Consider the following 22,831-nt stretch of genomic DNA (forward strand, 5'->3'; position numbering starts at 1 on the left):
TTTTGAGCCGAAATGCGATAAAATCCGCGGGGTTTAATTGTATGACAAATATCAACGAATTACAGATTGCATGGTAAAATAACAAACGTTCTTAAGACCTGTACAACACTTCCAAAAGAGAGAAGTTACTATTCGAAGATATCGTTTGAATGCGCTTTGAAAACCGATATAATAATTTCAAAGGTTTGCTTCATTAAAAACCCATGTTCCCAGTTACAGGATGCAACAGGAAACGGACATAGCCAGAAAATATTCAGGAAGAGGTCACATTGGCAAATAAACTCCTCGAAGTCAAAGATCTAGTGACCCGATTTTACACACCCGAGGGTGTGGTTCACGCTGTCAACGGAATGTCGTTCAACTTAGATGAGGGGGAAACGCTCGGAATTGTTGGAGAGAGCGGGTGTGGAAAGAGTGTTTCTGTGCTTTCCATTTTGCGGTTGATTCCCAATCCGCCAGGTAAAATTGAACAGGGCGAAGCCATCTTCCTGGGCAGGGACTTACTGCAACTCCCAATCGATGAATTGCGACAAGTGCGGGGGAAGGAAATCGGGATGATCTTCCAAGACCCGATGACGTCGCTCAATCCTGTGATGACCATCGAGCACCAGTTGGCCGAGCCGATGCTCGAACACATGGGGATGTCAAAGCGTGATGCACGCGATCGGATCATCGAACTGCTTCAAATGGTGGGCATTCCCAACCCTGCGGAGCGAATCACGGAATATCCGCATCAATTTTCAGGCGGCATGCGCCAGCGGGCGATGATCGCCATGGCGCTGTCGTGCAACCCCAAGATTCTCATCGCAGATGAGCCCACAACGGCGCTCGATGTGACCATCCAAGCCCAGATTGTGGATCTGGTCAACCAGCTCCAAGACAAATTGGGCATGGCAATCATCTGGATCACCCACGATCTGGGTGTAGTGGCTCGCCTGGTGGATCGCGTTGTGGTGATGTATGCCGGCTATCCGGTCGAAAGAGCGTCCGTAAAGGATACGTACGGCAACCCACGTCATCCATATACGATTTCACTGCTGCGGTCTTTACCCAGGATTGATGAACAGCGGGAGGATCGTCTGGAGAATATCGAAGGACGGCCTCCCGATTTGTTTGAGGAACCGGATTTCTGTCCTTTTGCTCCACGCTGCCCCTTCGTGCAGGACAAATGTTGGCAGGAAAATCCCGGTATGCGTTCGGTCGGTGAAAACCACGAGATCGCTTGCTGGTTTGACGTTACCAAAGACGATTTGTAATCCGGGACGTTTGGGAGAATCGACGAGTGAAGGCAAATTCGAATACAGCGAAGAAAAGCAACGAAGTCATCATCCGAGTCGAGAACTTGAAGAAGTACTTCCCAATCGAGCGAGGCTTATTCCGCCGTCAGGTCGGCGCAGTGCAGGCCGTTGACGGCATCTCGTTCGAGATTCGCCGCGGAGAGACGTTGGGATTGGTGGGCGAAAGTGGGTGTGGAAAATCTACCACCGGCCGCACCATGCTGCGCTTGTACGAGCCCACGGAGGGGAAAGTCTTCTTCGGAGATGTGGAAGTAACCGCATTATCTCGCAATGAAATTCGCAGCTTTCGACCCCACATGCAGATGATTTTCCAGGACCCCTATGCGTCCCTCAACCCGCGCATGACGGTAGGCGAGCTGATCGGCGAGCCGCTGCTCATTCATACACCTATGACTTCGAGTGAACGCAACGAAAAAGTGGCGGAATTGCTTGAACTTGTGGGGTTGAATCCGCGTTTCTCGGTGCGTTACCCACATGAGTTCTCCGGCGGGCAAAGACAACGCATCGGAGTCGCTCGGGCATTGGCGCTCAGCCCTGAATTTGTGGTCGCCGACGAACCGATTTCCGCTTTGGACGTGTCAGTCCAGGCACAGGTGGTCAATCTGCTTGAAGACCTTCAAGACAAGTTCAGCTTTACCTACCTCTTCATTGCCCACGACTTGAGTATGGTTCGGCATATTGCCAACCGTGTTGCTGTGATGTATCTGGGGAAGTTGGTGGAAATTGCCAAAGGTAAGGACTTGTACTCAAATCCACTGCATCCCTATACGCAAGCCTTGTTGTCGGCTGTACCCATCCCGGATCCAGTTATCGAGGAGACTCGTTCCAGGATCATTCTCTCCGGTGATGTGCCCAGCCCTGTTTCGCCTCCATCCGGTTGCCGCTTTCATACACGTTGCCCGATTGCTGAAAAAATCTGCTCTGAGGAAGAACCTCTACTCAGACAATTAGAACCTGACCACTGGGTTGCCTGTCATTTGGCATAGGCACAACCCCGATCGTAGAGATCGAAAGGAGGTGATGGTATCGGGGTGATAGGAATGACTGCAGGTTTAGGAGTATCCGTACAAATTAACACTCGTAACATGTTGTTCCTCATAACGAACTCTGAAGGAGGAGAAAATGTCGAGAAAGCACCTTTTTTGGACTTTAGTCTTGCTTGCTGCGCTTAGTGTGTTCGTAGCAGGATGTGCCAAGCAAGCAGTTGAGACCGTAATAGTCGGTGGTGAGGTCGTTGTTGTGACGGCCACTCCCAAGCCGGGCGAAGAGCCCTGCGACAACCCCTTCCTGGGAAGCTGCAAGCTTGACGGGAACGGCATCCCACCCGATTTCTTCTCGGATGTACACGTGCGCAAAGGTTTCAATTACTGCTTTGACTGGGATACGTTCATCCGAGATGCCTGGGCCGGTGAAGCCATTCAGAACGTCGGCTATCTGATCCCCGGCATGGTTGGCTATGAGCCGGACGGCCCGCACTACACTTACGATCTTGATAAGTGTGCCGAAGAGCTCTCCCTGGCTTGGGACGGCGCGGTGGCGGAGAACGGCTTCCGCATGCAGATCGCCTACAACACGGGTAACATGGAACGCCAGACGGCGGCCGAGATTCTGCAGGCCAATCTGAGTGAAGTCGACGAGCGCTACATCGTCGAGATCATCGGACTTCCGTGGCCGTCATTCCTGGAGAACTACCGCAACAGCCGTATCCCCGTGAACATCTCGGGCTGGCAGGAAGACCTTCACGACCCGCACAACTGGGCGCAGCCATTCTTGGTGGGCACGTATGCCAGCCGCCAGAATCTGCCGGAAGATCTGCTGGCGCAGCTCAAAGAGTTGGTCACCAAGGGCGTTTCCGCCACAACGGATGCGGCGCGTGCAGAGGCTTACCACGAGCTGAACCAGATCGATTACGACCAGGCAATTGCCATCCGCCTGGTGGTTCCCACCGGACGAGCCTGGATGCAGAAGTGGGTTGAAGGATATTACTACAACCCAATCCAGGATCTTGCTGCCCGTTGGAAATCGCTCTCGAAGACCTCTGCTGCAGCTGACCCGACGACCATCACCTACGCAACGATCGGTGATGTGGACACGCTGGACCCGGCTTGGAACTACGAGAACTTCGGTGACAACGTGATCCTCAACACCTACGAGCAGTTGGTGACCTACGATGGCAAGTCGGCGACCACCTTCGTGCCGCTCTTGGCGGAAGAGTACAGCATCTCCGACGACGGCATGACCTACACCTTCAAGATCCGCGACGGTGTGAAGTTCCACGAAGGCCAGGACCTGACGGCCTCCGACGTGGAATACACCTTCGAGCGCGGCATCCTCCAGGGTGGAACCTGGTCACCGCAGTGGCTATTCACTGAGCCGTTCTTCGGCACCGGTGTCTACGACATCGCCGAACTGGTGGATCCCTCTGGCGCGCTGGATGATGCGCCGGAAGATCTTCAGGCTGCGGACTCCGCTGCCCTGATGGCGGCTTGTGAACAGATCACGGGTCAGATCGAATCCGATGATGCTGCGGGCACCGTCACCATGACATTGTCGCAGCCATGGGCTCCCTTCCTGGCCACACTGGCACAGAGCTGGGGATCCATCCTCGATAAAGACTGGGCTATCGAAAACGGGACCTGGGATGGTGATTGTGCAACCTGGCAGGATTACTACGGTATCGACTCGGCAACCTCACCGATCCGCGACGTCGTCAACGGGACCGGCCCCTACATGCTCGATCACTGGGAACCGGGCGTGGAAGTCGTCGTAACCAGGTTCGATGGTTACTGGGGTGACGCACCGGCCCTCGAGCGCGCGGTTTGGGCGGAAGTAGACGAGTGGGGCACACGCTTCGCCATGGCGAAAGCCGGCGATGCCGATCTGGTTTACGTGCCTCGCGAGTTCGTCGATCAGGTCACACCGTACGCGGCGACAGTATGTCCGTGGGATTCTGCCCAGCAAGTTCACGTCTGTGAAGATGTGGCAGGCGCTGAAGATCAACCGCTGATCGTTTATTACGGTCATCCGACGACCTATCGCGCTGACGTATTCTTCGTTTGGGACGTGGCTCACTGATCGAGTAGTTGGTTCAATCTACCTGCAGGGGATATTATCCCCTGCAGGTTCTCCTTTCGCAGGAGGTGACATGTCGACATATATCCTGAGACGGGTTTTACTTCTTCCGTTGTTGTTGATCGGGACGACGATTTTGATCTTTGGGATGCTCTCTTTTCTGACCCCGACAGAGCGGAGCGCGCTTTGGGTTCAGAATATTCCCAGGAACGAACGCCAGGTTGAAGGCATTATCCGGAAGTACGGCCTGGATAAGCCGATTTACGTTCAGTACTATATCTGGCTGGTGGGCAATAAAGATCCGGAAACGGGAGAATACGAAGGTGGTTTGCTGCGAGGGGATTTAGGTTACGCACGTTCTGCTTCCCAGCCCGTGATGGACATCATCAAAGCGCGACTCCCGAACACACTCGACCTGGCAATCTGGAGTGTGCTGCCCATCGTGTTGATCGGCGTCTTATTAGGTGTTCTTGCCGCTATCAATCATAACCGTTTAATCGACCAGTTTGCGCGGGTTTTCAGCATATTAGGCTGGTCTTTTCCTACATTTGTCTTCGCACTCGTCGTATTAATGATTTTTTACGCCGGATTGGGGTGGTTCCCGCCAGGACGGGTATCTGATTGGGCCAATCAGGTCATCTTGTCGGGGGAGTTCCGTACCTATACACATATACTCAGCCTCGACTCGCTCTTGAACGGCCGCTTCGATATCTTCATCGACGTTATCCGTCATATGATCCTGCCCGTCATAACCTTGTCCTATCTCAACTGGGCTTTGATGTTACGCGTGACTCGTTCCTCGATGTTGGAGGCTCTTCGCCAGGAGTACGTAACGACGGCACGCTCCAAGGGCTTGAAGGAGTCGGTTGTCATCTTTCGTCATGCACTGCCTAACGCCTTGATCCCCGTGGTTACGATCGCTGGCTTCACCATCGTGGCTTTATTGAACGGCGTCGTGATCACCGAGACCATTTTCAATTACCCCGGTATCGGGCGGGCGGCGGCACGCGCGGCTTTGAATCTGGATGTGGTGGGCATCCTCGGTCTCACGCTCTTCAACGGCTTGATTTTGATCGTCGCCAATCTGGTCGTCGACGTGCTGTATGCCGTTGTTGACCCACGTGTACGGCTTTCATAAGACATCTTACTTTTCAATATCTGGATCGAGGGTATTGCTATAAGGAAAGGGTTCATGGAAAACCAGAAGATCAACAAGGATGAGTTGAAGAAAATAGAACGCCGTAAACAATTGCTGGAAGTGACTCTGGATGGACTTCCAGAACGAAAGATAAGTCGTCTTGAGCGCGCATTGGGACCTGAGCCTTACCGGATATTGAAGGGATTGGTCACCAATCCTCTATCGATTGCGGGTTTTCTCATTCTGGCGATTTTCATCTTTATCGCCGTCGCCGCTCCGGTACTCGCGCCTCCCCGTAAAGCGGCGACTGCGTATCGCATTCCCCGGGATGGGTTTCACCCTACGCCGCAGGAACCCGGAACGGTTTGGGAAAGCCGTCCGCCACCGGTGCCGTTTTGGTATGAGCCAATAACCGGCAAAGAGGAATGGATTCACTTGCTCGGAACGACGAGCGGACAGTGGGACATCTATTACGGCATCATTTGGGGAACGCGTACGGCGTTCAAGGCCGGCCTTACGGTTACGATAGCAGTCGTCGTCATTGGTATTCTGACCGGTTCTATTTCGGCATATTACGGCGGAAGAATCGACAACGTAATCATGCGCATTACGGATATCTTCATGTCCTTCCCCTTCTTTTTGGCCGCGCTTACCCTGTCGACGATTCTCACGCCCAAAATGGGACGCAGTATTTTTCCGGCCATTGTTGCCTTGATCGCATTTGGTTGGATGGGTTATGCGCGCCTGGTGCGCGGCGACATCCTTTCAGTGAAAGAGCGCGACTACGTCATGGCTGCGCGGGTCGTTGGCGCAGGCGATCGGCGTATTTTGTTCCGTCACATTTTGCCCAACGCCATTTTCCCAACGCTGGTCGTCGCTTCCATGGACGTTGGCACCTACGTGCTCAGCTTCGCAGCCTTGAGTTTCCTCGGCGTCGGCACCGAAGTGGGATACGCCGACTGGGGCCAAATCATCTCCTTTGCCAGAGATTGGATCACCGATTTGGCGGACTACTGGTTCGTGGTAGTCTATCCCGCTTTGGCGATCGTGTTCTTTGTCCTGGCGTGGAATCTCATCGGTGATGCCGTACGCGATCTCTTCGATCCGCGCTTACGCGGCACGACATAATAAACCCATCACAACCCAGAATATCGATCGGACAACCATTGTTTTCAGATACACGGTTGTCCGATTGTCTTGGGAGTATATTGAGCGGTGGAATCAAGAGACGAATACGAAGGCCTATATAAGCCCGATCCTTCTCGCCAGGATGCATATCGGTTTCGAAGGCTGCGTTACGGGCTGTTTTTTGGCATCATCGGCGCGCTGGCCTATTCATGCGCCGCCTGGGGAGTCGATGGGTTCGACCTTTCTCAATCGCACGCGATATACCCTTGGTTGAAATTGGGCCTGGGAACCTGGATTTGTGTAATTATAGGTGGGGCTGCAAGCTTATTCACGGTGATTAAAGATCGCGGCCAGGTCAGTGTGGTGGTATGGTTGTTCACCGGTGTTGCCTTCGGATTGCTAGTGGGGCACATTCCGTTTGAAGGCGCGACAATGCTGCTGAATCGATTCGACCCGGATTTGTCCCGTCTCATCGCCTATCCATTTCATGAAGGGGCGCGCACGCGTACGATTTTTGCGATCGTTGGCAGCGCGGGCATTTTCTTGATCGCCGGTCCGTTCTTGCCCTCCCTGGTGGATATCAGCAGTAAGGCCGGGAAGTTTTTCGAACGCTGGATGCCAATCGTGGTTTGGGCAGGTTTATTTGTTCTTGCTGGCTCGTTGGCTGATAGCGTCGTCAATCAACCCTTGCGTTCTCCGGTCATCGTAATGGACGAGTTGGTTCAATTCAAACTGGATCATGAAGGGATCCCCATCGAACATGAAGAGGCGCTTGAGATGCACGTTTCCGCATTGGGGTCGATCACGGATTTAATTCAGCGCCCTCGGCGGCTCATTCTGGGTGGTTACGACGTCACGCTGGTATCGATCGATGTGTTAATTGATTTCGACGGGGTTTGGGTGAAATGTGCGGTGCTGGATGATCAACCCGGATATTGCCGACGTATAGAATAGCGGTAAAATTTGATTTGCTCCTGAGGATGCTTTTCAAGCCGGTGCGTGAGCGGCCATCCATCTTCCTCGATTCGACATCCACCTGACGGCCTGGCTTTGCTTGGGAAAAAAGTGCAATATTGTCCGCCGTCAAGCATGTGCTAGAATGAGGACCATGAAAACCCCTCGGATCCTCATCGTCGATGACCAGCATGAGGTCGTACGCATGCTGCGCTCGAGTCTCGAGCTGTCGGGCCGGGCATGCTCGGTGATCGACGTCAACTCCGGTGAGGAAGCGCTCATCGAGTTGACACGAGGCCCGATCCATTTGCTCATCACGGACCTGCGCTTGCCGGGGATATCTGGAATCGATTTGTTACAGCGCTACAGGCAACTACATCCCAACGCTCGCAGCATCGTCATCACCGGGCAGCCGGCGAATGAACTCAAATCACGGGCGGAAGAACTGGGTGTCGTCGCCTTCTTCCAAAAGCCGATTGGGACCAGTTTCTTCCTCGAAGCCGTGGATCGGGCGCTGGAGAGTTTCGCGGGGGAGGAAGATTCGATGGGACTTCAAAAAGGAAAGTCCGAGGTCGAGAATATCCTCAACCAGGTTCTCCATACGCTCAGCGCAGATTTGACCTTGTTGATCGACGCGCATGGGGAAATCATCGCGCAGGCCGGGGAGAACGACGTGCCCGATCTTGAAACGACGTTGCTGTCGATCAGCGGTGCCTTCAATGCAGGCCAGAAGACCTCGGCGCTGTTGGGATCGAGTTTTCCGGGGAGCATCCAATATTTCGACGGCGACACGCACGATCTCTATCTCGCCAGCGTGGGAACCGCCCATGCTCTCGTCATCATCCTGCGCAGCGGGCAGGAAACCGTCAAGATGGGTGCGATCGTGCATTATGGCAAGCGGGCCGCCGCGGCATTGCTGGAACACTTTACTCCGGGCGGTCCGGCAGCTTCAAAACGGCAGTCCGCGAGCGTGCAGCACGCACTCGAGTGGAAGGAATTCAAAGTCGATGAAACGCACCCCGGCATCGAACACGACAGCCAGGATTGGACGGGATCCAAGCTGAAGGTCAAATCGGATGAAGCCTTGAAAGATGATGCGGAGAGTTATTGGCGCAAAATGGCGGACGACACCTCCGAGTACGAAGTGGAAGATGAGGACATTTTGACCTTTCGTGAGGCTCGCGAACGCGGTTTGATGACGAACGACCCCGAAACGATCGAGTGATCGTCCGTGCCATCCCGTGGGACTGCGCCGTTTGGGGTGTTGGACATCGGAAGCGTGTGTTACAATTTGCAGCGCTTAGGCCGAACGGTCAAACTTTGGGGCGTGGTGCAATGGCAGCACACCGGACTTTGAATCCGTGGATCCAGGTTCGAGTCCTGGCGCCCCATCTCAGATTGTGAAAAAAGACTTAACCCCTGTGCAAGACGATAAACCTCCATCCTGTAAACCCTACCCGCATCTCAGGCAACGAGCCTCGAGTGGAAGAAGTCATCTTCCTGGTAAGCAGCGCGGATGTTTGCCGTCCTCATTCAACATCTACTGCAATCCGACCGGTCATCGAGGAGGTGGTCATGATTTGTGATGCCGTAATCTTGGCTGCAGGTTTGGGCACGCGCATGAAATCGGATACGCCCAAAGTGCTGCATACGCTGGGAGAACGTCCAATCCTCACCTGGGTCGTGGATTCCTGTCGGGAGGCCACGCAGAACGCTCCGATTGTGGTCGTCGGTCCGGATGCCGACGAGATACGAAACCAGATGGCGGCGGATGTGCGCTACGTTGTGCAGGAGAAACGATTGGGCACCGGCCATGCCACATTGCAGGCGCGCGATGCGCTGAACAAGAAGGCGGATCTCGTCTTGATCGTCAATGCGGACCTGCCTTTAATCGAAGCGGATACGTTGAAACGGTTGATTTCCGTCCAGGAAGGCAACAGTGGACCACTTTCGATTCTAAGCGCTAAAACCCCGCAAGCTCGCGGTTTTGGACGAATACTGCGTTCGGCTGATGACCGAATCCTGGGCGTTATCGAAGCGGCGCACGCCACGCCGGAGCAGCTTGCGATCGAAGAGTTGAATGTGGGCGCGTACGCAGCCCGAGCAGAATGGTTGTGGGATCAGCTCTCCGAATTGCCGCTTTCTCCGAAGGGAGAATACTATCTCACAGACCTGGTGATGCTGGCGGCAAAAGCAGGGCAGCCAGTGGGCAGTGCGGAGGTGGGGGATCTGAGTGAGGTCATCGGGATCAACAACCGCCTGCATCTGGCGGAGGCAGAGGCGGCGCTGCGCACCAGGATCAATCGACGCTGGATGCTCGCGGGGGTGACGCTTGTCGATCCGCAAACTGCATACATCGGCCCGGATGTAGAAATTGGGAATGATACGCTCATTTTACCCAACACGCATCTGCAGGGAAAAACGGTGGTCGGCAGCCGCTGCCGTCTGGGACCGAACACGATCTTGCGCGACACTGCCATCGGCAACGGCTGCGAGGTGACCGCCTCGGTGCTGGAAGGCGCCGTGCTGGAAGATGACGTGGATGTTGGACCTTTCGCTCATTTACGCAGCGGCGCCCGGCTGTGCCGCGGCGTTCACATGGGGAATTTCGGCGAGGTCAAGAACAGTACCCTGAAGGCGGGTGTGAAGATGGGACATTTCTCGTATGTCGGGGACACGATGGTCGGAGAGAGTACGAATATCGGTGCGGGAACGATCACATGCAATTACGACGGCGAACGAAAACACCCGACGGAAATCGGCGCCGAAGCTTTCATCGGCAGCGATACAATGTTGGTAGCGCCGGTGAAGATCGGTGCGAAGGCCCGTACGGGCGCCGGATCGGTGGTGACGCGGGACGTTCCCGACGGCGCAGTGGCTGTCGGGGTTCCTGCACGCGTCGTGCGAAAGCCGGATAAAGGGGAATAACATGCTCGTGGGTACGTTGGTTTTTGTTGCACTTCTTCTTTCCGAGGCGCTCATTGCCCTGGTTCGCGCCTCATTCGTCAACAGCCATCACGCCAAACTCAGAGCGTTGGTGGAGAACGGCGTTCGACGAGCCGCACTCGCCGTGCGCGTTGCGGAAGAAGCCAGACGGCTCATTCTTACTTTTGCCATCGCGCTAAACATCAGCCGCCTGGCGGTAATTGGCGTCGCTTTGGTCGTCTATAGCCTTCCGCTGCACGATCGAGGCCTGACACCTTTAATTTCCATCGGCAGCATCCTGCTCGGTGTGGGGATACTGATGGGGTTGTTGGAATTTCTGGTCGACAACCTGGCTTTGCGAAATCCGGAGCGCTGGGCGGTACGCTTGAGCGCCGTCGCTTACGCCGTTCGCATCATCATGTCACCGCTGAGTTGGTTGTTGTCGCGCTTCGCCATGCAAATCAACGGGCATGCCGAAGAGCGCTCCTATCCGTTGGTTACCGAAGAGGAAATCATGACGCTGGTGGATGCAGGGGAAGAGGACGGGGTCATCGAAGAAGAAGAAAAGGCGATGATCTATTCGATCTTCCAGCTCGCCGACACCCTGGTCCGCGAGGTGATGGTGCCCAGGATCGACATGTTGGCCTTCGAGCGCGAGACCTCGCTCGTCGAAGCCACCGAATCGTTGCTGCGCACCGGCTTCTCCCGCGCGCCCGTGTTTGCGGAAACCATCGATAACATCGTCGGATTGCTGTATGCGAAGGACATCCTCGCGGCGTGGAAGGAGGGCGGTCAGCATGAGACCGTCCGCAATCTCTGCCGGGAAGCTTATTTCGTGCCGGAGGCCAAGCGTGTGGATGATCTGCTCACGGAAATGCAGGTCAAGCAGGTGCATATGGCCATCGTGGTGGATGAATACGGCGGAACCGCAGGTTTGGTGACCATCGAGGATCTGGTCGAGGAAATCGTCGGGGAAATTCGCGACGAATACGATTATGCGGAGGAGCTGCCTTTCCAGAAGCTGCAGGAAGGTGAATTCCTCTTCAGCGGCCGCATCGATCTCGATGACGTCAACTTGATGACGGAAGCACAGTTGCCCAAGGAGACGAGCGAAACGCTCGGTGGATTCATCTACAGCCGCCTGGGGAAAGTGCCGGTGAAAGGGGAAGTCGTAGAGGCCGGTGGATTACGGCTCGTTGTGGAAGAGGTGAGCGGTCGGCGAATTCGTAAAATTCGCGCCCGCCGGTTGAAACCACGCATACCGGAGACGGAACATGACGATCACAAAAACGCAGCGGAGTGAATTGATTCGAGAAGCGATCGAGGCTCGGCGTGGTGCGTATGCGCCCTATTCGGGTTATGCCGTGGGGGCCGCGCTGTTGACCGTTTCGGGCAAAGTCTACCGCGGAGCAAACGTGGAAAACGCAGCCTATCCAACGAGCATGTGCGCCGAGCGGGTGGCCCTCTTCAACGCAGTGTCCGAGGGGGAGCGCCAGTTCGCGGCCATCGCAGTCGCAACGGAGAACGGAGGTTTCCCCTGTGGTTCGTGCCGGCAGGCGCTGTCCGAGTTCGGTCTGGATATGCGGGTGATTGTCGTGGATAGCGAGGGACTGCTGAATGCCGAACTCGGACTCGAGGAACTCCTGCCTCGGGCTTTTGGACCGGACGATTTCAAATAACTGTAAACAACGAATTCAGGATTGCGTAGTAGGGTCGCTGCCTTCGTCGAAGGGTATTGTCTCACACCTGCGCATGTCCTCGCGCATGGCCTGACCGCCTACCGGTAATAATCGTACACCTCGTCTGTGACTTCGAAAAACGAATAGGGCTTGCTGTACTGCGAGTAGAAAACCCGATCCGGCAGAAGTTCGAGTGATGCGCCGAAGTAGGTATCGAAGATCACGCGGAACGAATTGACTGGTGTGATGGTCGGATACAGCGCTTCCTCACCCCCGTCCGGCAGATAGTATGCGTTGAAAATGGAAAGGCGTTCGTGTGTGTAGGGCAGGATGTCCGTTTCGGCCTTCGGCCCATGGTCGCCTTGAATGACGATGATGGGCGGCGTTTCGGACTTGGCGAGAATGGCGTCGATGACCTGGATCATGCGATCGTTGACGAACATCAACTGCTCGCGATAACCATCGATCCAACTCTGCAATTCCTCCGGCCTGTAGTCACCGTAGCCGAAACCAAGGGAGAACGGCGCATTGGGTGTCACCGGATTTCCGTTGCGATCGAAAACGAACGGGGGATGAGGCGCGATGATGTGGGCGAAGACGAAATGCGGTCCTTCGAGATCGGGAACATCCATCAGGTGTTCGAAGGCGTTCAACGTGCGCGCCCGGCGCACCTCATAGGGGTAGCGCAGTTCCTTGATGAAGCTGGGCAGGACGATCAAACCGTCGGTGATGATTCTCCCTGCGGAGTTGTAGACCAGCATGCTTTCGAAGGGAGTCACGGCGCTCAAGCTGACGATCTCGTCCATCGTGCCCGCGCTGTAATAGACGTCCGCATCTTGGAGGTCGGTGCCGGCAAGTCCGGTGGGGAATGCCACGGTCTTATAGCCGATGGCTTCGAGAGCCGTGCGGACCCTGCTGTGCTTCAACAGACTCCACAGCACGTCGCGGCTCTTGTCCTTCGGGTCGAGATCCGGGATCATGTCCTGGATGTATTCCATGTTGGTGGAGGATGTGATAGAGAGGCTCGTTTGAGCGTAATTCGGGCGGCTGTAGTCGCCGATGTAGAAACCGCGCTCGCGGAGTTCATCGAGGAAAGGGGTATTGTCGTAGTTGAATATTTCTTGAATGATGTCCGCACGCCCGTAGGCGTCCAGGATGATGTAATACACGTCGGGCGCTTCTTCTCCGGGGGGAAGTTGAAGTTGAATCACCGGGCGCGTGTGGATCGTGTCTGCCGTCGCACGACCCGAGGCCGATTCGATCTGGTACTGCACGATGGTGAAGATGGGCAAGATGAGCGCGGCGATCGAGGTGATGTTGAGGGCATTGTTCAGGGACCGCAGATTCGACCGGCTGCGCACGACGAAAAAGGTGGCGAGGATGAAGAGCAGAGCCCACGTGGGAATCATGTAGCGGTGTCGTCCGATCGCCGCCAGGTGTTCCGATTTTTTCAGCAGTTCGTAGATGTGGCCGTAGGAGAAAAACAGGAGGACGGCGGCGGTTACGATCAAGCCGGCCTTCAGCCAATCTTTCGTCAGCCAGCGGGCGACGAGCAGCAGAAGCAGCGCGGCGAGCAAGGTGACGACGAGCGAGCGGAGTGCGTCCTGCGGCACCGCCCACTCGATGTTGTAAGCCAGAAGTGCAAGGATGGGATAACCGGCAAACAAGAAGGGATGGAGAACGAGATTGCGTTTCATCGGATTGAGACCCTTGATACCACCTTCCTTAGGATTGAGTTCGATCAATAGGGGATTGTACCCCAATGGTGCAGGAATTCCACGTATAGATGGGGCGCTGGTATAATCGCACCATGTCAGCGCGAGATCGTGTTTATCGGACGGAAGCAGTCGTCGTGCGGCGCCAGAATCTTGGCGAAGCCGATCGTTTGCTGACTCTGTACTCGTTCGATCACGGCAAGATCAAGGCGATCGCCAAGGGAATCCGGCGGCCGCAATCTCGAAAAGCCGGTCACCTCGAACCGTTCACCCAGGTGGCACTGATGCTGGCCAAGGGCCGCGAACTCGACATCATCACCCAGGCGGAGGCGATCGAATTGTTCCCGCATCTGCGGCAGGATCTGGTTCTATTGAGCCAGGCGGCATACGTCGTGGAATTGCTGGATCGTTTCACCGTAGAACGTGACCGCAATCGCTCGCTCTATCGGCTTTTGGTGAACACATTGGAGCGTTTGGAAGCCGGTGCAGACCCGGATGCCGTACTGCGTTTCTACGAACTTCGCCTGCTCGACCTCACGGGATACAAACCCGAGCTTTTTCGCTGCGTGGAATGCGAGTTGGAGGTAAAACCGGAGGATCAGTACTTTTCCTTTTCGTCCGGCGGGATCTTATGTCCGGTTTGCGGACCCGGCAGGGAGCGGGCCCGGCCGATTTCCCTGGCGGCTTTGAAGGTCCTGCGGCATTACCAGCGCAATACGTTCGCCTCCGCTTCCACGGTTCGCATTCGGGCGAAAACGTATCGGGAGATCGAATCATTGATGGAAGATTATCTGTCTTTCGTCCTGGAGCGAAAGCTCAACAGTCCGGCATTCATACGACGCGTGCGGCGCACGATTCGAGATCAACCGGAACCCGACACCATCACAGAATAGCGAGGAACCGAATTTGGACGATAAATCAGGCCCGACTCTGCAAAACGTAATCCTACGGCTGCAGGAGTTTTGGGCGAATCAAGGCTGTGTCATCTGGCAGCCCTACCACACCGAAGTCGGGGCGGGAACGATGAACCCGGCCACATTCCTGCGAGTGCTCGGCCCGGAATCGTGGTGGGTGGCCTACGTCGAGCCGTCGATCCGACCGGCGGACGGCCGTTACGGCGAAAATCCCAACCGTTGGCAGCACTACTACCAGTTTCAGGTGATCTTGAAGCCGGATCCCGGCGATCCCATCGAGCGCTACCTCCAATCTCTCGTCGCCCTGGGCATCAAGCCGGAAGAACACGACATCCGCTTTGTTGAAGACAATTGGATTTCACCCGCGCTCGGCGCCTGGGGGTTGGGTTGGGAAGTGTGGCTGGACGGCCAGGAGATCACGCAATACACCTATTTCCAACAGGCTGGCGGACAGACGTTGGATCCGGTTTCGGTGGAAATCACCTATGGTCTCGAACGCATCGTGCTGGCGCTGCAAGACGTGGACAATTTCGTCGAGATCCAGTGGAACGACCGGGTCACCTATGGTGAACTCAATCTTACCGCCGAGCAGGAGCACAGCCGCTACAACTTCGAAGCCGCGGACGTTGAACGCCTGCGGCTGCTGTACGACGAATATGAATCCGAGGCGGAAGCCTGTTTGGCGAAAGGGATGGTCTTCCCGGCGCACGATTACATCTTGAAATGCTCGCACACCTTCAATTTACTGGACGCGCGCGGCGCCATCGGGGTGACGGAGCGCGCCGCACTGTTCGGCCGCATGCGGGAACTGTCCCGTCAGGTGGCGGACGCATACGTCGAACGGCGGGAAGCATTGGGCTTCCCCCTGCGAGACCGCTGGAGCGTTTCGTGGCCACAATTGGATGGCTCGAAGGACGGCAGCCCTGCGCCCGATTCGCCGGCGGACTTTATCCTGGAAATCGGAACCGAGGAGCTGCCGCCGGAAGATCTGGACAGCGCCATCGATCAATTGAATACATCCATGCCGCGGATGCTCGAAGAACAGCGTCTCGCGCATGAGGCTGTGGAAGTCAGTGGTACCCCGCGGCGTCTGGTTGTACACGTGAGCAAGTTGGCGCCCAGCCAGGCCGACCGGGTATCGTTGGTGAAGGGACCCCCGGCAGAACGTGCCTTCGATGAACAGGGTGAACCAACCAAGGTCGCAGAAGGGTTCGCACGCAGTAAAAACGTGGCCGTGGAGGACCTCGATGTGCAGGAAATCGATGGCGGCCGCTACGTAGTGGTGGAAGTGCGCGAGGCAGGAGTGTCGGCGGATGAAGTGTTGACCGAAACCCTACCGGCGACGATCGCGGGGCTGCGTTTTGAAAAATCGATGCGCTGGAATCAAAGCGGCGTCGCCTTCTCACGGCCCATCCGCTGGCTGCTTGCCCTGCACGGAGACCATCGCGTGCCGTTCGAGTACGCCGGTTTGACCAGCGGCCGCGAGACGCGCACCATGCGTTTCGATGATCCGGCGCAAGTTTCGGTTAAAGATGCGAAAACCTATTTCAAAACGCTCGACTCGCACGGAATCATCCTGGATGGCGCAGCGCGTGCCGATGAAATCCTCGAGCAGGCGACGCGATTGGCGAAACAGGTGGAAGGTACTCTCCAGACGGATGCGGATCTGCTGGGTGAAGTCGCCAACCTGGTAGAAAAACCCACCGCGCTGCGGGGGGAGTTTGCCAAGAAGTTTTTAGAACTGCCCACGTCGGTGTTGATATCTGTGATGAGGAAGCACCAACGCTATTTTCCGGTCGAGAAGGATGGAGAGCTTCTGCCCTATTTCATCGCCGTCCGTAACGGCAGCGAAGAACACCTCGAAGTCGTCACCCGGGGAAACGAGCAGGTGATTCGCGCCCGTTTTGCCGATGCGGATTATTTCTTCCGTCGTGATCTGGAGCGGCCGCTGGAAGACTATCTTCCCCGGCTGTCGACGTTGACGTTTCAAGCCGATCTTGGCTCGATGCTGGATAAAACCAGGCGGATCGAACACCTCACGGAAATGCTCGCAGATAAATTGAACCTGAGCGCACGGGCGCGTAAAGCTGCAACCCGGGCGGCCCATCTCGCAAAAGCCGACCTGGCGACCTTGATGGTGATCGAAATGACCTCCTTGCAAGGCGAAATGGGACGGGTGTATGCGCTGCGCGGCGGTGAGCCGCCGGAAGTAGCCCAGGCGATCCGCGAGCATTATCTGCCCCGTTTCCAGGGCGACCGGATGCCCGAATCCGATCCCGGTTATGTAGTCGGTTTGGCCGATCGCCTCGATAGTCTGATGGGATTGTTTGCGGCGGGGATTCAACCCAGCGGCGCCAGCGATCCCTTCGCCATGCGCAGAACTGCGATCGGGCTGGTACAACTGTTGATTTCGAAGTGCATCCATTTCGACTTGACCGAGGCGCTGGAGATGGCCGCCGACGGACTACCGTTGGCGGAACCGAAAGCACACATCCCGGACTGCCTGGCGTTTATCGTTGCCAGATTGCAGACGCTGCTTCTCAACGATGGGGATGCGTATGACGCCGTCGAAGCGGTCCTGACCGCACAGGGGCAAAACCCTGCGGGTGCGGTCGCCGCGCTCGAAGAACTCAGGCCTTACCGTCAGCGAAAGGATTGGGACGAGATTCTGCAAGCGTATGCGCGCTGCGTTCGCATAACACGCGGCGAGGCGGCGATCTATCCGCTTGAACCGACGAACCTCATGGAACCGGCGGAGAAAGGATTGTATGAGCAGCTTGAGAAGGCCGAGAAGACGTCTCGGGAACCAGGATCTGTCGGCGATTTCTTCGAAACCTTCATTCCGCTGATCCCGTCGATCACCACATTCTTCGATGAGGTACTGGTCATGGCCGAGGACGACGAATTGCGCCGCAACCGCCTCGGATTGCTGCAGCGCATCGTGGCATTGGCCGACGGCGTTCTGGACCTCTCCAAACTCGAAGGTTTCTAGCACTCCTCAACGGTCCGGATAGAATACATATATACGGATTTGCTCGAAAGCGAGTCAGACGCTATAATTCCCGCCCATCCCTTTCTGCAGGAATAACCAAGCGACGGAGTACGATGTCTGTAATCGATGAAGTCAAAGAGCGTATCGACATTCTCGATGTGATCGGGGAGACCGTTAAACTCCGTAAATCGGGTAAGAACTACATGGGATTTTGCCCGTTCCATGCCAACACCCGGACGCCGGCGTTTGCCGTTTTCGCCGACAGCGGTACATGGCGCTGTTTTGGCGCGTGCAACGAAGGCGGAGACGTTTTCAGCTTTTTAATGAAGAAGGAAGGCTGGGATTTCGCAGAGACGCTGCGCTACCTTGCCGAGCGTGCGGGCGTCGAGCTCCAACCCCAATCGCCGGCGCAGCAGGAAGCGGAAGAAGCCCACGAACAACTGCGCACGATTTTGGAATCCACCGCCGTCTTCTTTCGGCATACGCTCAACGGAACTGTGGAAGGCGAGAAGGTCCTGCAGTATTTACTGGATCGCGGCTTGAAGCGGGAGACCCTGGAGCGATTCGAAATCGGCATGGCGCCTGCAGGATGGGAAAACTGCGTCGCTTATTTAAAGGAAAAGGGGTACGAAGATCAAGAACTGGTGGATGCCGGCGTGGTATCCGAGCGGGAAAGCGGGGGCATTTTCGACCGCTTTCGCAACCGGATCATGATCCCCATCCGTGACTCGCGGGGGAGAATGGTGGGATTCGGTGCGAGGGTAATCGATCCCGACGACGTGCCCAAATACCTGAATTCACCTCAGACCGTGTTGTTCGATAAAGGGCGTTTGTTGTACGGCCTGGACAAAGCGCGCAAGGCGATCCGCATGCAGGATCAAGCGGTGATCGTCGAAGGCTACATGGACGTCATCGGGCTGCATCAAGCCGGTTTCGAAAACGCGGTATCGCCGATGGGGACAGCGGTATCGGAGTATCAACTGCGCACGCTCAAGCGTTACAGCCGGCGCATCGTGTTGGCCATGGATGCGGATCTCGCCGGGAGTCAGGCCACGCTGCGCGGCCTTTCGGTTGCGCGCGAGGCGCTCGATCGAGAGCCCGATCCGGTGTTCGACGCGCGTGGATTGGTGCGGCACGAAGGCCGCCTGGATGCCGAAATACGGGTACTCACACTCCCGGAGGGCGTCGATCCGGATGAGGTCGTGGCCGGTGATGCCGACGCCTGGCGCGGGATGTTGGATCAGGCGCAGACCGTGGTGGAGTACGTGCTCGATGTGATGACGCAGGATCGTGATGTGGACGACCCGAAGGCGAAAGCAGAAATCGCCCGTCAGGTGCTGCCCTTGATCGAGGACGTCGCCGATCCTGTCGAGCGGGAGGCCTATCGGCAGATGCTCGCGCGGCAATTGCGAGTCGATGAACGCGCGCTGCTGCGTTGGCAGCCACAGATATCCCGGCGTGGAGGCCGCGCGGCGCCGTCGCGGGCAGAGCTTGCGCAGCCACTGCCGGACGTGCGGCGGGATTCACCGTTGGAAGGTTTTTGCCTGGGGATTCTCCTGAACGACCCGGAACTGCTGTATCGTGTCGATCGTCAACTGCAGATGATAGAGCTGACCCGGCTCGATGCTCAGGATTTCTCCAGCTCTGAAAGTCGAGTGATCTTCGAAGCCCTGCGTAATGCACTGACGCAAGATGATATGGAACCTGCGCAGCATTGGCGAAAGTCGTTGGAGCCGTCCATTTCCGAAAAAGCCGAAGAATATGTTTCCGGTGTTGCGGACCTCGACATGTCTCGGGCAAACGTCCTGGAAGCCGTCGTTGCCCATTTCTTGCGGCTGCGAAAACGGAATCTTGAAGAGCAACTCAGCCAACTTCGCTTTCAACTCCAGACGATGCAGGAGGCGGAAGACCAGGATGAAGTGGAAAAGGATTTGTGGCACTACACCCGAGTCGTGCAGGATATCGCCACGCAGAAAGACCGTCTCGACCGCGCGATGACACAACAACGAGGCGCTTCACAATCCATGCTCATGACCCAAGGACGGTGATCGATATGAGCGAAGCGAAGAAATCAGAAGAGGAAGAAAACATAGACGAGTCATTCGATTCCGAAGATGACGTGGAAACGGATCCCAATGATGCCGTCGACGTCGTCGGTGGTCAATCCATAGATGTGGAACCGGACATTCCGAAGGAGGGCTCCGGGGGAGAAGGCCAGGGCGATGACATCGTCGAGATCAGTCCGTCTCCCATCTCGGTCGAACTGGGCGACGACCCTGTACGTCTGTATCTGAAAGAGATCGGACGCGTCGAGCTGTTGTCTTCCGATGAGGAGTTGTGGCTCGCCGTGCGCATGAACGCCGCGCGCCGGTTGGAAGTACTGCGCACGGGTAGAGCTTCGCGCAAGAATACCAACGACTCCGCAATTGCGGTCCAACTCAACATAATCGACGACATGCGCACGGCCTGGAAACGGGTTGTTGAGGATGCAGAGCGTTTGGATTCCTCGGAGCCGGAATTTCCCAAGATCCTGGAGGAAGCGCGCAAATTGCGCGGACCGTGGGAGGGACTGAGTGAATCCTACCTGCGCAATTGGCTTAACAATGAACTGTGGGGAACCGATCCCGCCTGGGAGCAGGTGGCGCACAATGCGATCGAAGTCTTCATGGCCTTGTACATGCTGCCGGCGGATATCCAGGAGCGCCTGGCGAAACGTTTCAGCGAGGGCAAGAAGATGCCCACGGCACGCACGTTCAAGCGTTGGCTGAAAAACATCGAGAGTATGAATCATGACGAATGGCAGGTCATGGAATTGGCCGGGGAAGCCAAGGCGGCATTGATCCGCGCCAATTTGCGTCTGGTGGTCAGCGTGGCCAAGCGGTACATGGGCCGCGGTATCGCCTTTCTGGATCTGATTCAGGAAGGCAACATTGGTTTGCTGCGAGCGGTCGAGAAATTCGACCCTGCCAAAGGATATAAATTCAGCACCTACGCTACCTGGTGGATTCGCCAGGCCATCAGCCGCGCCATCGCGGATCAGGCGCGCACTATCCGCATCCCCGTGCACATGGTCGAAACCATCAACCGCATGATGCGCGTGAAGCTGCGTCTCACGCAGGACCTGGGGCGTGAGCCGACCTCCGAAGAGTTGGCCCTCGAAATGGAACTGCTCGAGCCGGAGGAGATCGAAGCCATCCGAGCGCGCGCGGAAGATGAGCCGTTGGACGCGACCCTGGCCAGGAAGTGGCACCGCGCCGCCGCCAAGGTGCGCGGCATCATCCGCATTGCCCAGGAGCCCATGTCGCTCGAACGGCCGGTCGGCGATGAGGAATCCAGCCAGTTGGGCGATTTCATCGAAGACGAGACCATGCCCGAGCCGGTGGACGCGGCGGCGCTGGGTTTGTTGAAGGAGCAGGTGCAGAGCGCCCTGTCGGTGCTCACCGAACGGGAACGCCAGGTGTTGGAGATGCGCTTCGGGTTGCGAGACGGCAAGGATTACACCCTGGAAGAAGTAGGCAAACACTTCAAGGTCACGCGCGAGCGCATCCGCCAGATCGAGGCCAAAGCGCTGCGCAAGCTGCGCCATCCGACGCGCAGCCGGCATTTGCGCGATTATCTTTCCTGAGCTATCTTTACATTGTCTCTACAAACACCAGCCCATCTGCCTGGCGGCAGGGGGCTGGTGCTTTTTGCGTCGGCTGCGGATATTCATCCGCAACCGGTAACCGGCAGATATTTATCTGCCAATACTCACTTCTCAATTGGATACCTCGTACTTGTAGATCGTGTATCCCAGGGTGTAATCTAGTCTGAGTACTGGTCGATACATATCCACCAAATACTGGCGACGGCCACAAATCCGTCAGCGGCGAAGGGTTTTCGTCCTGAGCAGAACGGGCCGTGAAGTGGTGAGTGAAATCGAAGCTTCCTTCGACTACGGGTTACGCGCCCCACGCAGTAATTGGGAATTGGTGAAGTCCCGCATCTTTTGTGATAAAATTCACATTTAGAAACGGCCGGTTTGGTATATAATTAACTAATGTAACCATCTCACACACGCCGAGGTACGGATGCCCAGTGAATATCTCCCCATCGCAATATTGGTCGTCCTCGCAACTGCTCTTGCTTTACTCGTGGTGATCCTCGGCGCGATTTTTGGCCCACACACACAAACCGAAGTAAAATCCGAACCTTACGAATCCGGCATGAATCCCATCGGCCCGGGCAGACGGCGCATGCCGGTCCATTTTTACCTGGTGGCGGTGCTTTTCATCCTCTTCGATGTAGAAATCATTTTTCTCCTGCCCTGGGCGTCCGTCCTGCGTGAGCTCGATGTTTTCGGGCTGGTCGAAATGTTTGTATTCATCGGTATCTTGATCGTTGGTTTTGCGTACGCATGGAAGAAGGGAGCTCTGGAGTGGGATTAGAGAGCAAACTGGGAAGCATGGGCGTGGTCACCACTACGCTGGAACAAGTGGTGAACTGGAGCCGCACGCGCGCCATGTGGCCGATGCTGTTCGGCCTGGCGTGCTGCGCGATCGAAATGATGGCGGCACAAGCTTCGGATTTCGACATGAGCCGCTTCGGAATGGAATTGATGCGTGCCAGCCCGCGCCAGAGTGACTTGATGATCGTCGCCGGGCGCGTTTCGCGTAAAATGGGGCCTGTACTGCGCAGATTGTACGATCAGATGCCGGATCCCAAATGGGTTTTGGCCATGGGCGATTGCTGCTCGTGTGGGGGCGTTTTCAACAACTATGCCATCATTCCCGGCGTGGACGAGATCGTACCGGTCGACATCTACGTCGCCGGCTGCCCGCCAAGACCCGAGGGGTTGATCCACGGTATTCTCACACTCTATGAGAAGGTAAAAAGCGAAGACGTCAAGACCTGGTCCTGACGCAAAATCATCCGCATTGTTTGACGCCGGATGTTCCGGTCTGCCTGAGGGAAGCGCATGGATGTACTCAATCGAGCCGTTGAGACTCTGCAGAACGCCTTGAAAGACAAGGTGCT

Annotated in this window: 16 protein-coding genes, 1 tRNA gene and 2 pseudogenes; 18 read left to right on the top strand and 1 reads right to left on the bottom strand. The window is 56.3% G+C overall.

All coding sequences use genetic code 11. The features are described 5' to 3' along the window. The first annotated feature begins 269 nt into the window (after positions 1 to 269). From P8Z34_03860 to cdd, 11 genes are all read left to right on the top strand, one after another. On the top strand, positions 270 to 1,256 hold the full coding sequence (locus P8Z34_03860) for an ABC transporter ATP-binding protein (GenBank protein ID MEJ2549802.1): 987 nt from the start codon (positions 270 to 272) through the stop codon (positions 1,254 to 1,256). 26 nt (positions 1,257 to 1,282) lie between these two features. After that, positions 1,283 to 2,284 carry a dipeptide ABC transporter ATP-binding protein gene (locus P8Z34_03865; GenBank protein MEJ2549803.1) on the top strand — a complete coding sequence of 334 codons (1,002 nt, stop codon included), beginning with the start codon at positions 1,283 to 1,285 and terminating at the stop codon, positions 2,282 to 2,284. Positions 2,285 to 2,420: 136 nt separating this feature from the next. Next, the gene (locus P8Z34_03870; protein MEJ2549804.1) at positions 2,421 to 4,373 is read left to right on the top strand and encodes an ABC transporter substrate-binding protein; all 1,953 of its coding nucleotides are present in this window, start codon (positions 2,421 to 2,423) and stop codon (positions 4,371 to 4,373) included. 70 nt (positions 4,374 to 4,443) lie between these two features. Further along, the gene (locus P8Z34_03875) at positions 4,444 to 5,508 is read left to right on the top strand and encodes an ABC transporter permease (GenBank protein MEJ2549805.1); all 1,065 of its coding nucleotides are present in this window, start codon (positions 4,444 to 4,446) and stop codon (positions 5,506 to 5,508) included. Between the two features lie 54 nt (positions 5,509 to 5,562). Beyond that, entirely contained in the window at positions 5,563 to 6,636 is a 1,074-nt protein-coding gene (locus P8Z34_03880; GenBank protein ID MEJ2549806.1) for an ABC transporter permease, read from the top strand. 87 nt (positions 6,637 to 6,723) lie between these two features. Next, complete coding sequence (locus tag P8Z34_03885; protein MEJ2549807.1) at positions 6,724 to 7,590, top strand: hypothetical protein; 867 nt, start codon at positions 6,724 to 6,726, stop codon at positions 7,588 to 7,590. Between the two features lie 154 nt (positions 7,591 to 7,744). Further along, positions 7,745 to 8,815, top strand: a complete 1,071-nt coding sequence (locus P8Z34_03890; protein ID MEJ2549808.1) for a response regulator — start codon at positions 7,745 to 7,747, stop codon at positions 8,813 to 8,815. A gap of 96 nt (positions 8,816 to 8,911) precedes the next feature. Beyond that, positions 8,912 to 8,982 (top strand) — tRNA-Gln (locus P8Z34_03895). Positions 8,983 to 9,165: 183 nt separating this feature from the next. Continuing rightward, complete coding sequence (glmU, locus tag P8Z34_03900) at positions 9,166 to 10,518, top strand: bifunctional UDP-N-acetylglucosamine diphosphorylase/glucosamine-1-phosphate N-acetyltransferase GlmU (GenBank protein ID MEJ2549809.1); 1,353 nt, start codon at positions 9,166 to 9,168, stop codon at positions 10,516 to 10,518. Position 10,519: 1 nt separating this feature from the next. Beyond that, positions 10,520 to 11,818, top strand: coding sequence for a hemolysin family protein (locus tag P8Z34_03905; protein MEJ2549810.1), 1,299 nt, complete (start codon positions 10,520 to 10,522; stop codon positions 11,816 to 11,818). Beyond that, positions 11,790 to 12,194 (top strand): cytidine deaminase, encoded by a 405-nt coding sequence (gene cdd, locus P8Z34_03910; protein ID MEJ2549811.1) that lies wholly within the window; start codon positions 11,790 to 11,792, stop codon positions 12,192 to 12,194. Before P8Z34_03905 ends, cdd begins: the two co-directional genes overlap by 29 nt. A 98-nt stretch (positions 12,195 to 12,292) precedes the next feature. Here the strand turns inward: cdd and P8Z34_03915 are convergent, their stop codons facing one another. After that, positions 12,293 to 13,891, bottom strand: coding sequence for a sulfatase-like hydrolase/transferase (locus P8Z34_03915; protein MEJ2549812.1), 1,599 nt, complete (start codon positions 13,889 to 13,891; stop codon positions 12,293 to 12,295). An 89-nt stretch (positions 13,892 to 13,980) separates the two neighbouring features. Between P8Z34_03915 and recO the strand changes: the two genes are divergently transcribed. The 7 genes and pseudogenes from recO to P8Z34_03950 all read left to right on the top strand — a co-directional run bounded on the left by recO (position 13,981) and on the right by P8Z34_03950 (position 22,715). Next, positions 13,981 to 14,802 (top strand): DNA repair protein RecO, encoded by an 822-nt coding sequence (gene recO, locus P8Z34_03920; GenBank protein ID MEJ2549813.1) that lies wholly within the window; start codon positions 13,981 to 13,983, stop codon positions 14,800 to 14,802. A gap of 13 nt (positions 14,803 to 14,815) precedes the next feature. Next, a complete protein-coding gene (glyS, locus tag P8Z34_03925) occupies positions 14,816 to 17,815 on the top strand; it encodes a glycine--tRNA ligase subunit beta (protein ID MEJ2549814.1) in 3,000 nt (999 codons plus the stop codon). A 113-nt stretch (positions 17,816 to 17,928) separates the two neighbouring features. Continuing rightward, positions 17,929 to 19,863: a DNA primase gene (gene dnaG / locus P8Z34_03930; protein MEJ2549815.1), complete on the top strand. Its 1,935-nt coding sequence runs from the start codon at positions 17,929 to 17,931 to the stop codon at positions 19,861 to 19,863. 5 nt (positions 19,864 to 19,868) lie between these two features. Then, a pseudogene (locus P8Z34_03935) lies at positions 19,869 to 20,159 on the top strand (sigma-70 factor domain-containing protein). A gap of 480 nt (positions 20,160 to 20,639) precedes the next feature. Then, positions 20,640 to 21,440 (top strand): annotated as a pseudogene (locus tag P8Z34_03940) (sigma-70 family RNA polymerase sigma factor). 445 nt (positions 21,441 to 21,885) lie between these two features. After that, positions 21,886 to 22,242, top strand: coding sequence for an NADH-quinone oxidoreductase subunit A (locus tag P8Z34_03945; GenBank protein ID MEJ2549816.1), 357 nt, complete (start codon positions 21,886 to 21,888; stop codon positions 22,240 to 22,242). Next, positions 22,233 to 22,715, top strand: coding sequence for an NADH-quinone oxidoreductase subunit B (locus P8Z34_03950; GenBank protein ID MEJ2549817.1), 483 nt, complete (start codon positions 22,233 to 22,235; stop codon positions 22,713 to 22,715). Before P8Z34_03945 ends, P8Z34_03950 begins: the two co-directional genes overlap by 10 nt. The last annotated feature ends 116 nt before the right edge of the window (positions 22,716 to 22,831 follow it).

The organism is Anaerolineales bacterium (assembly GCA_037382465.1).
GTDB lineage: Bacteria > Chloroflexota > Anaerolineae > Anaerolineales > E44-bin32 > WVZH01.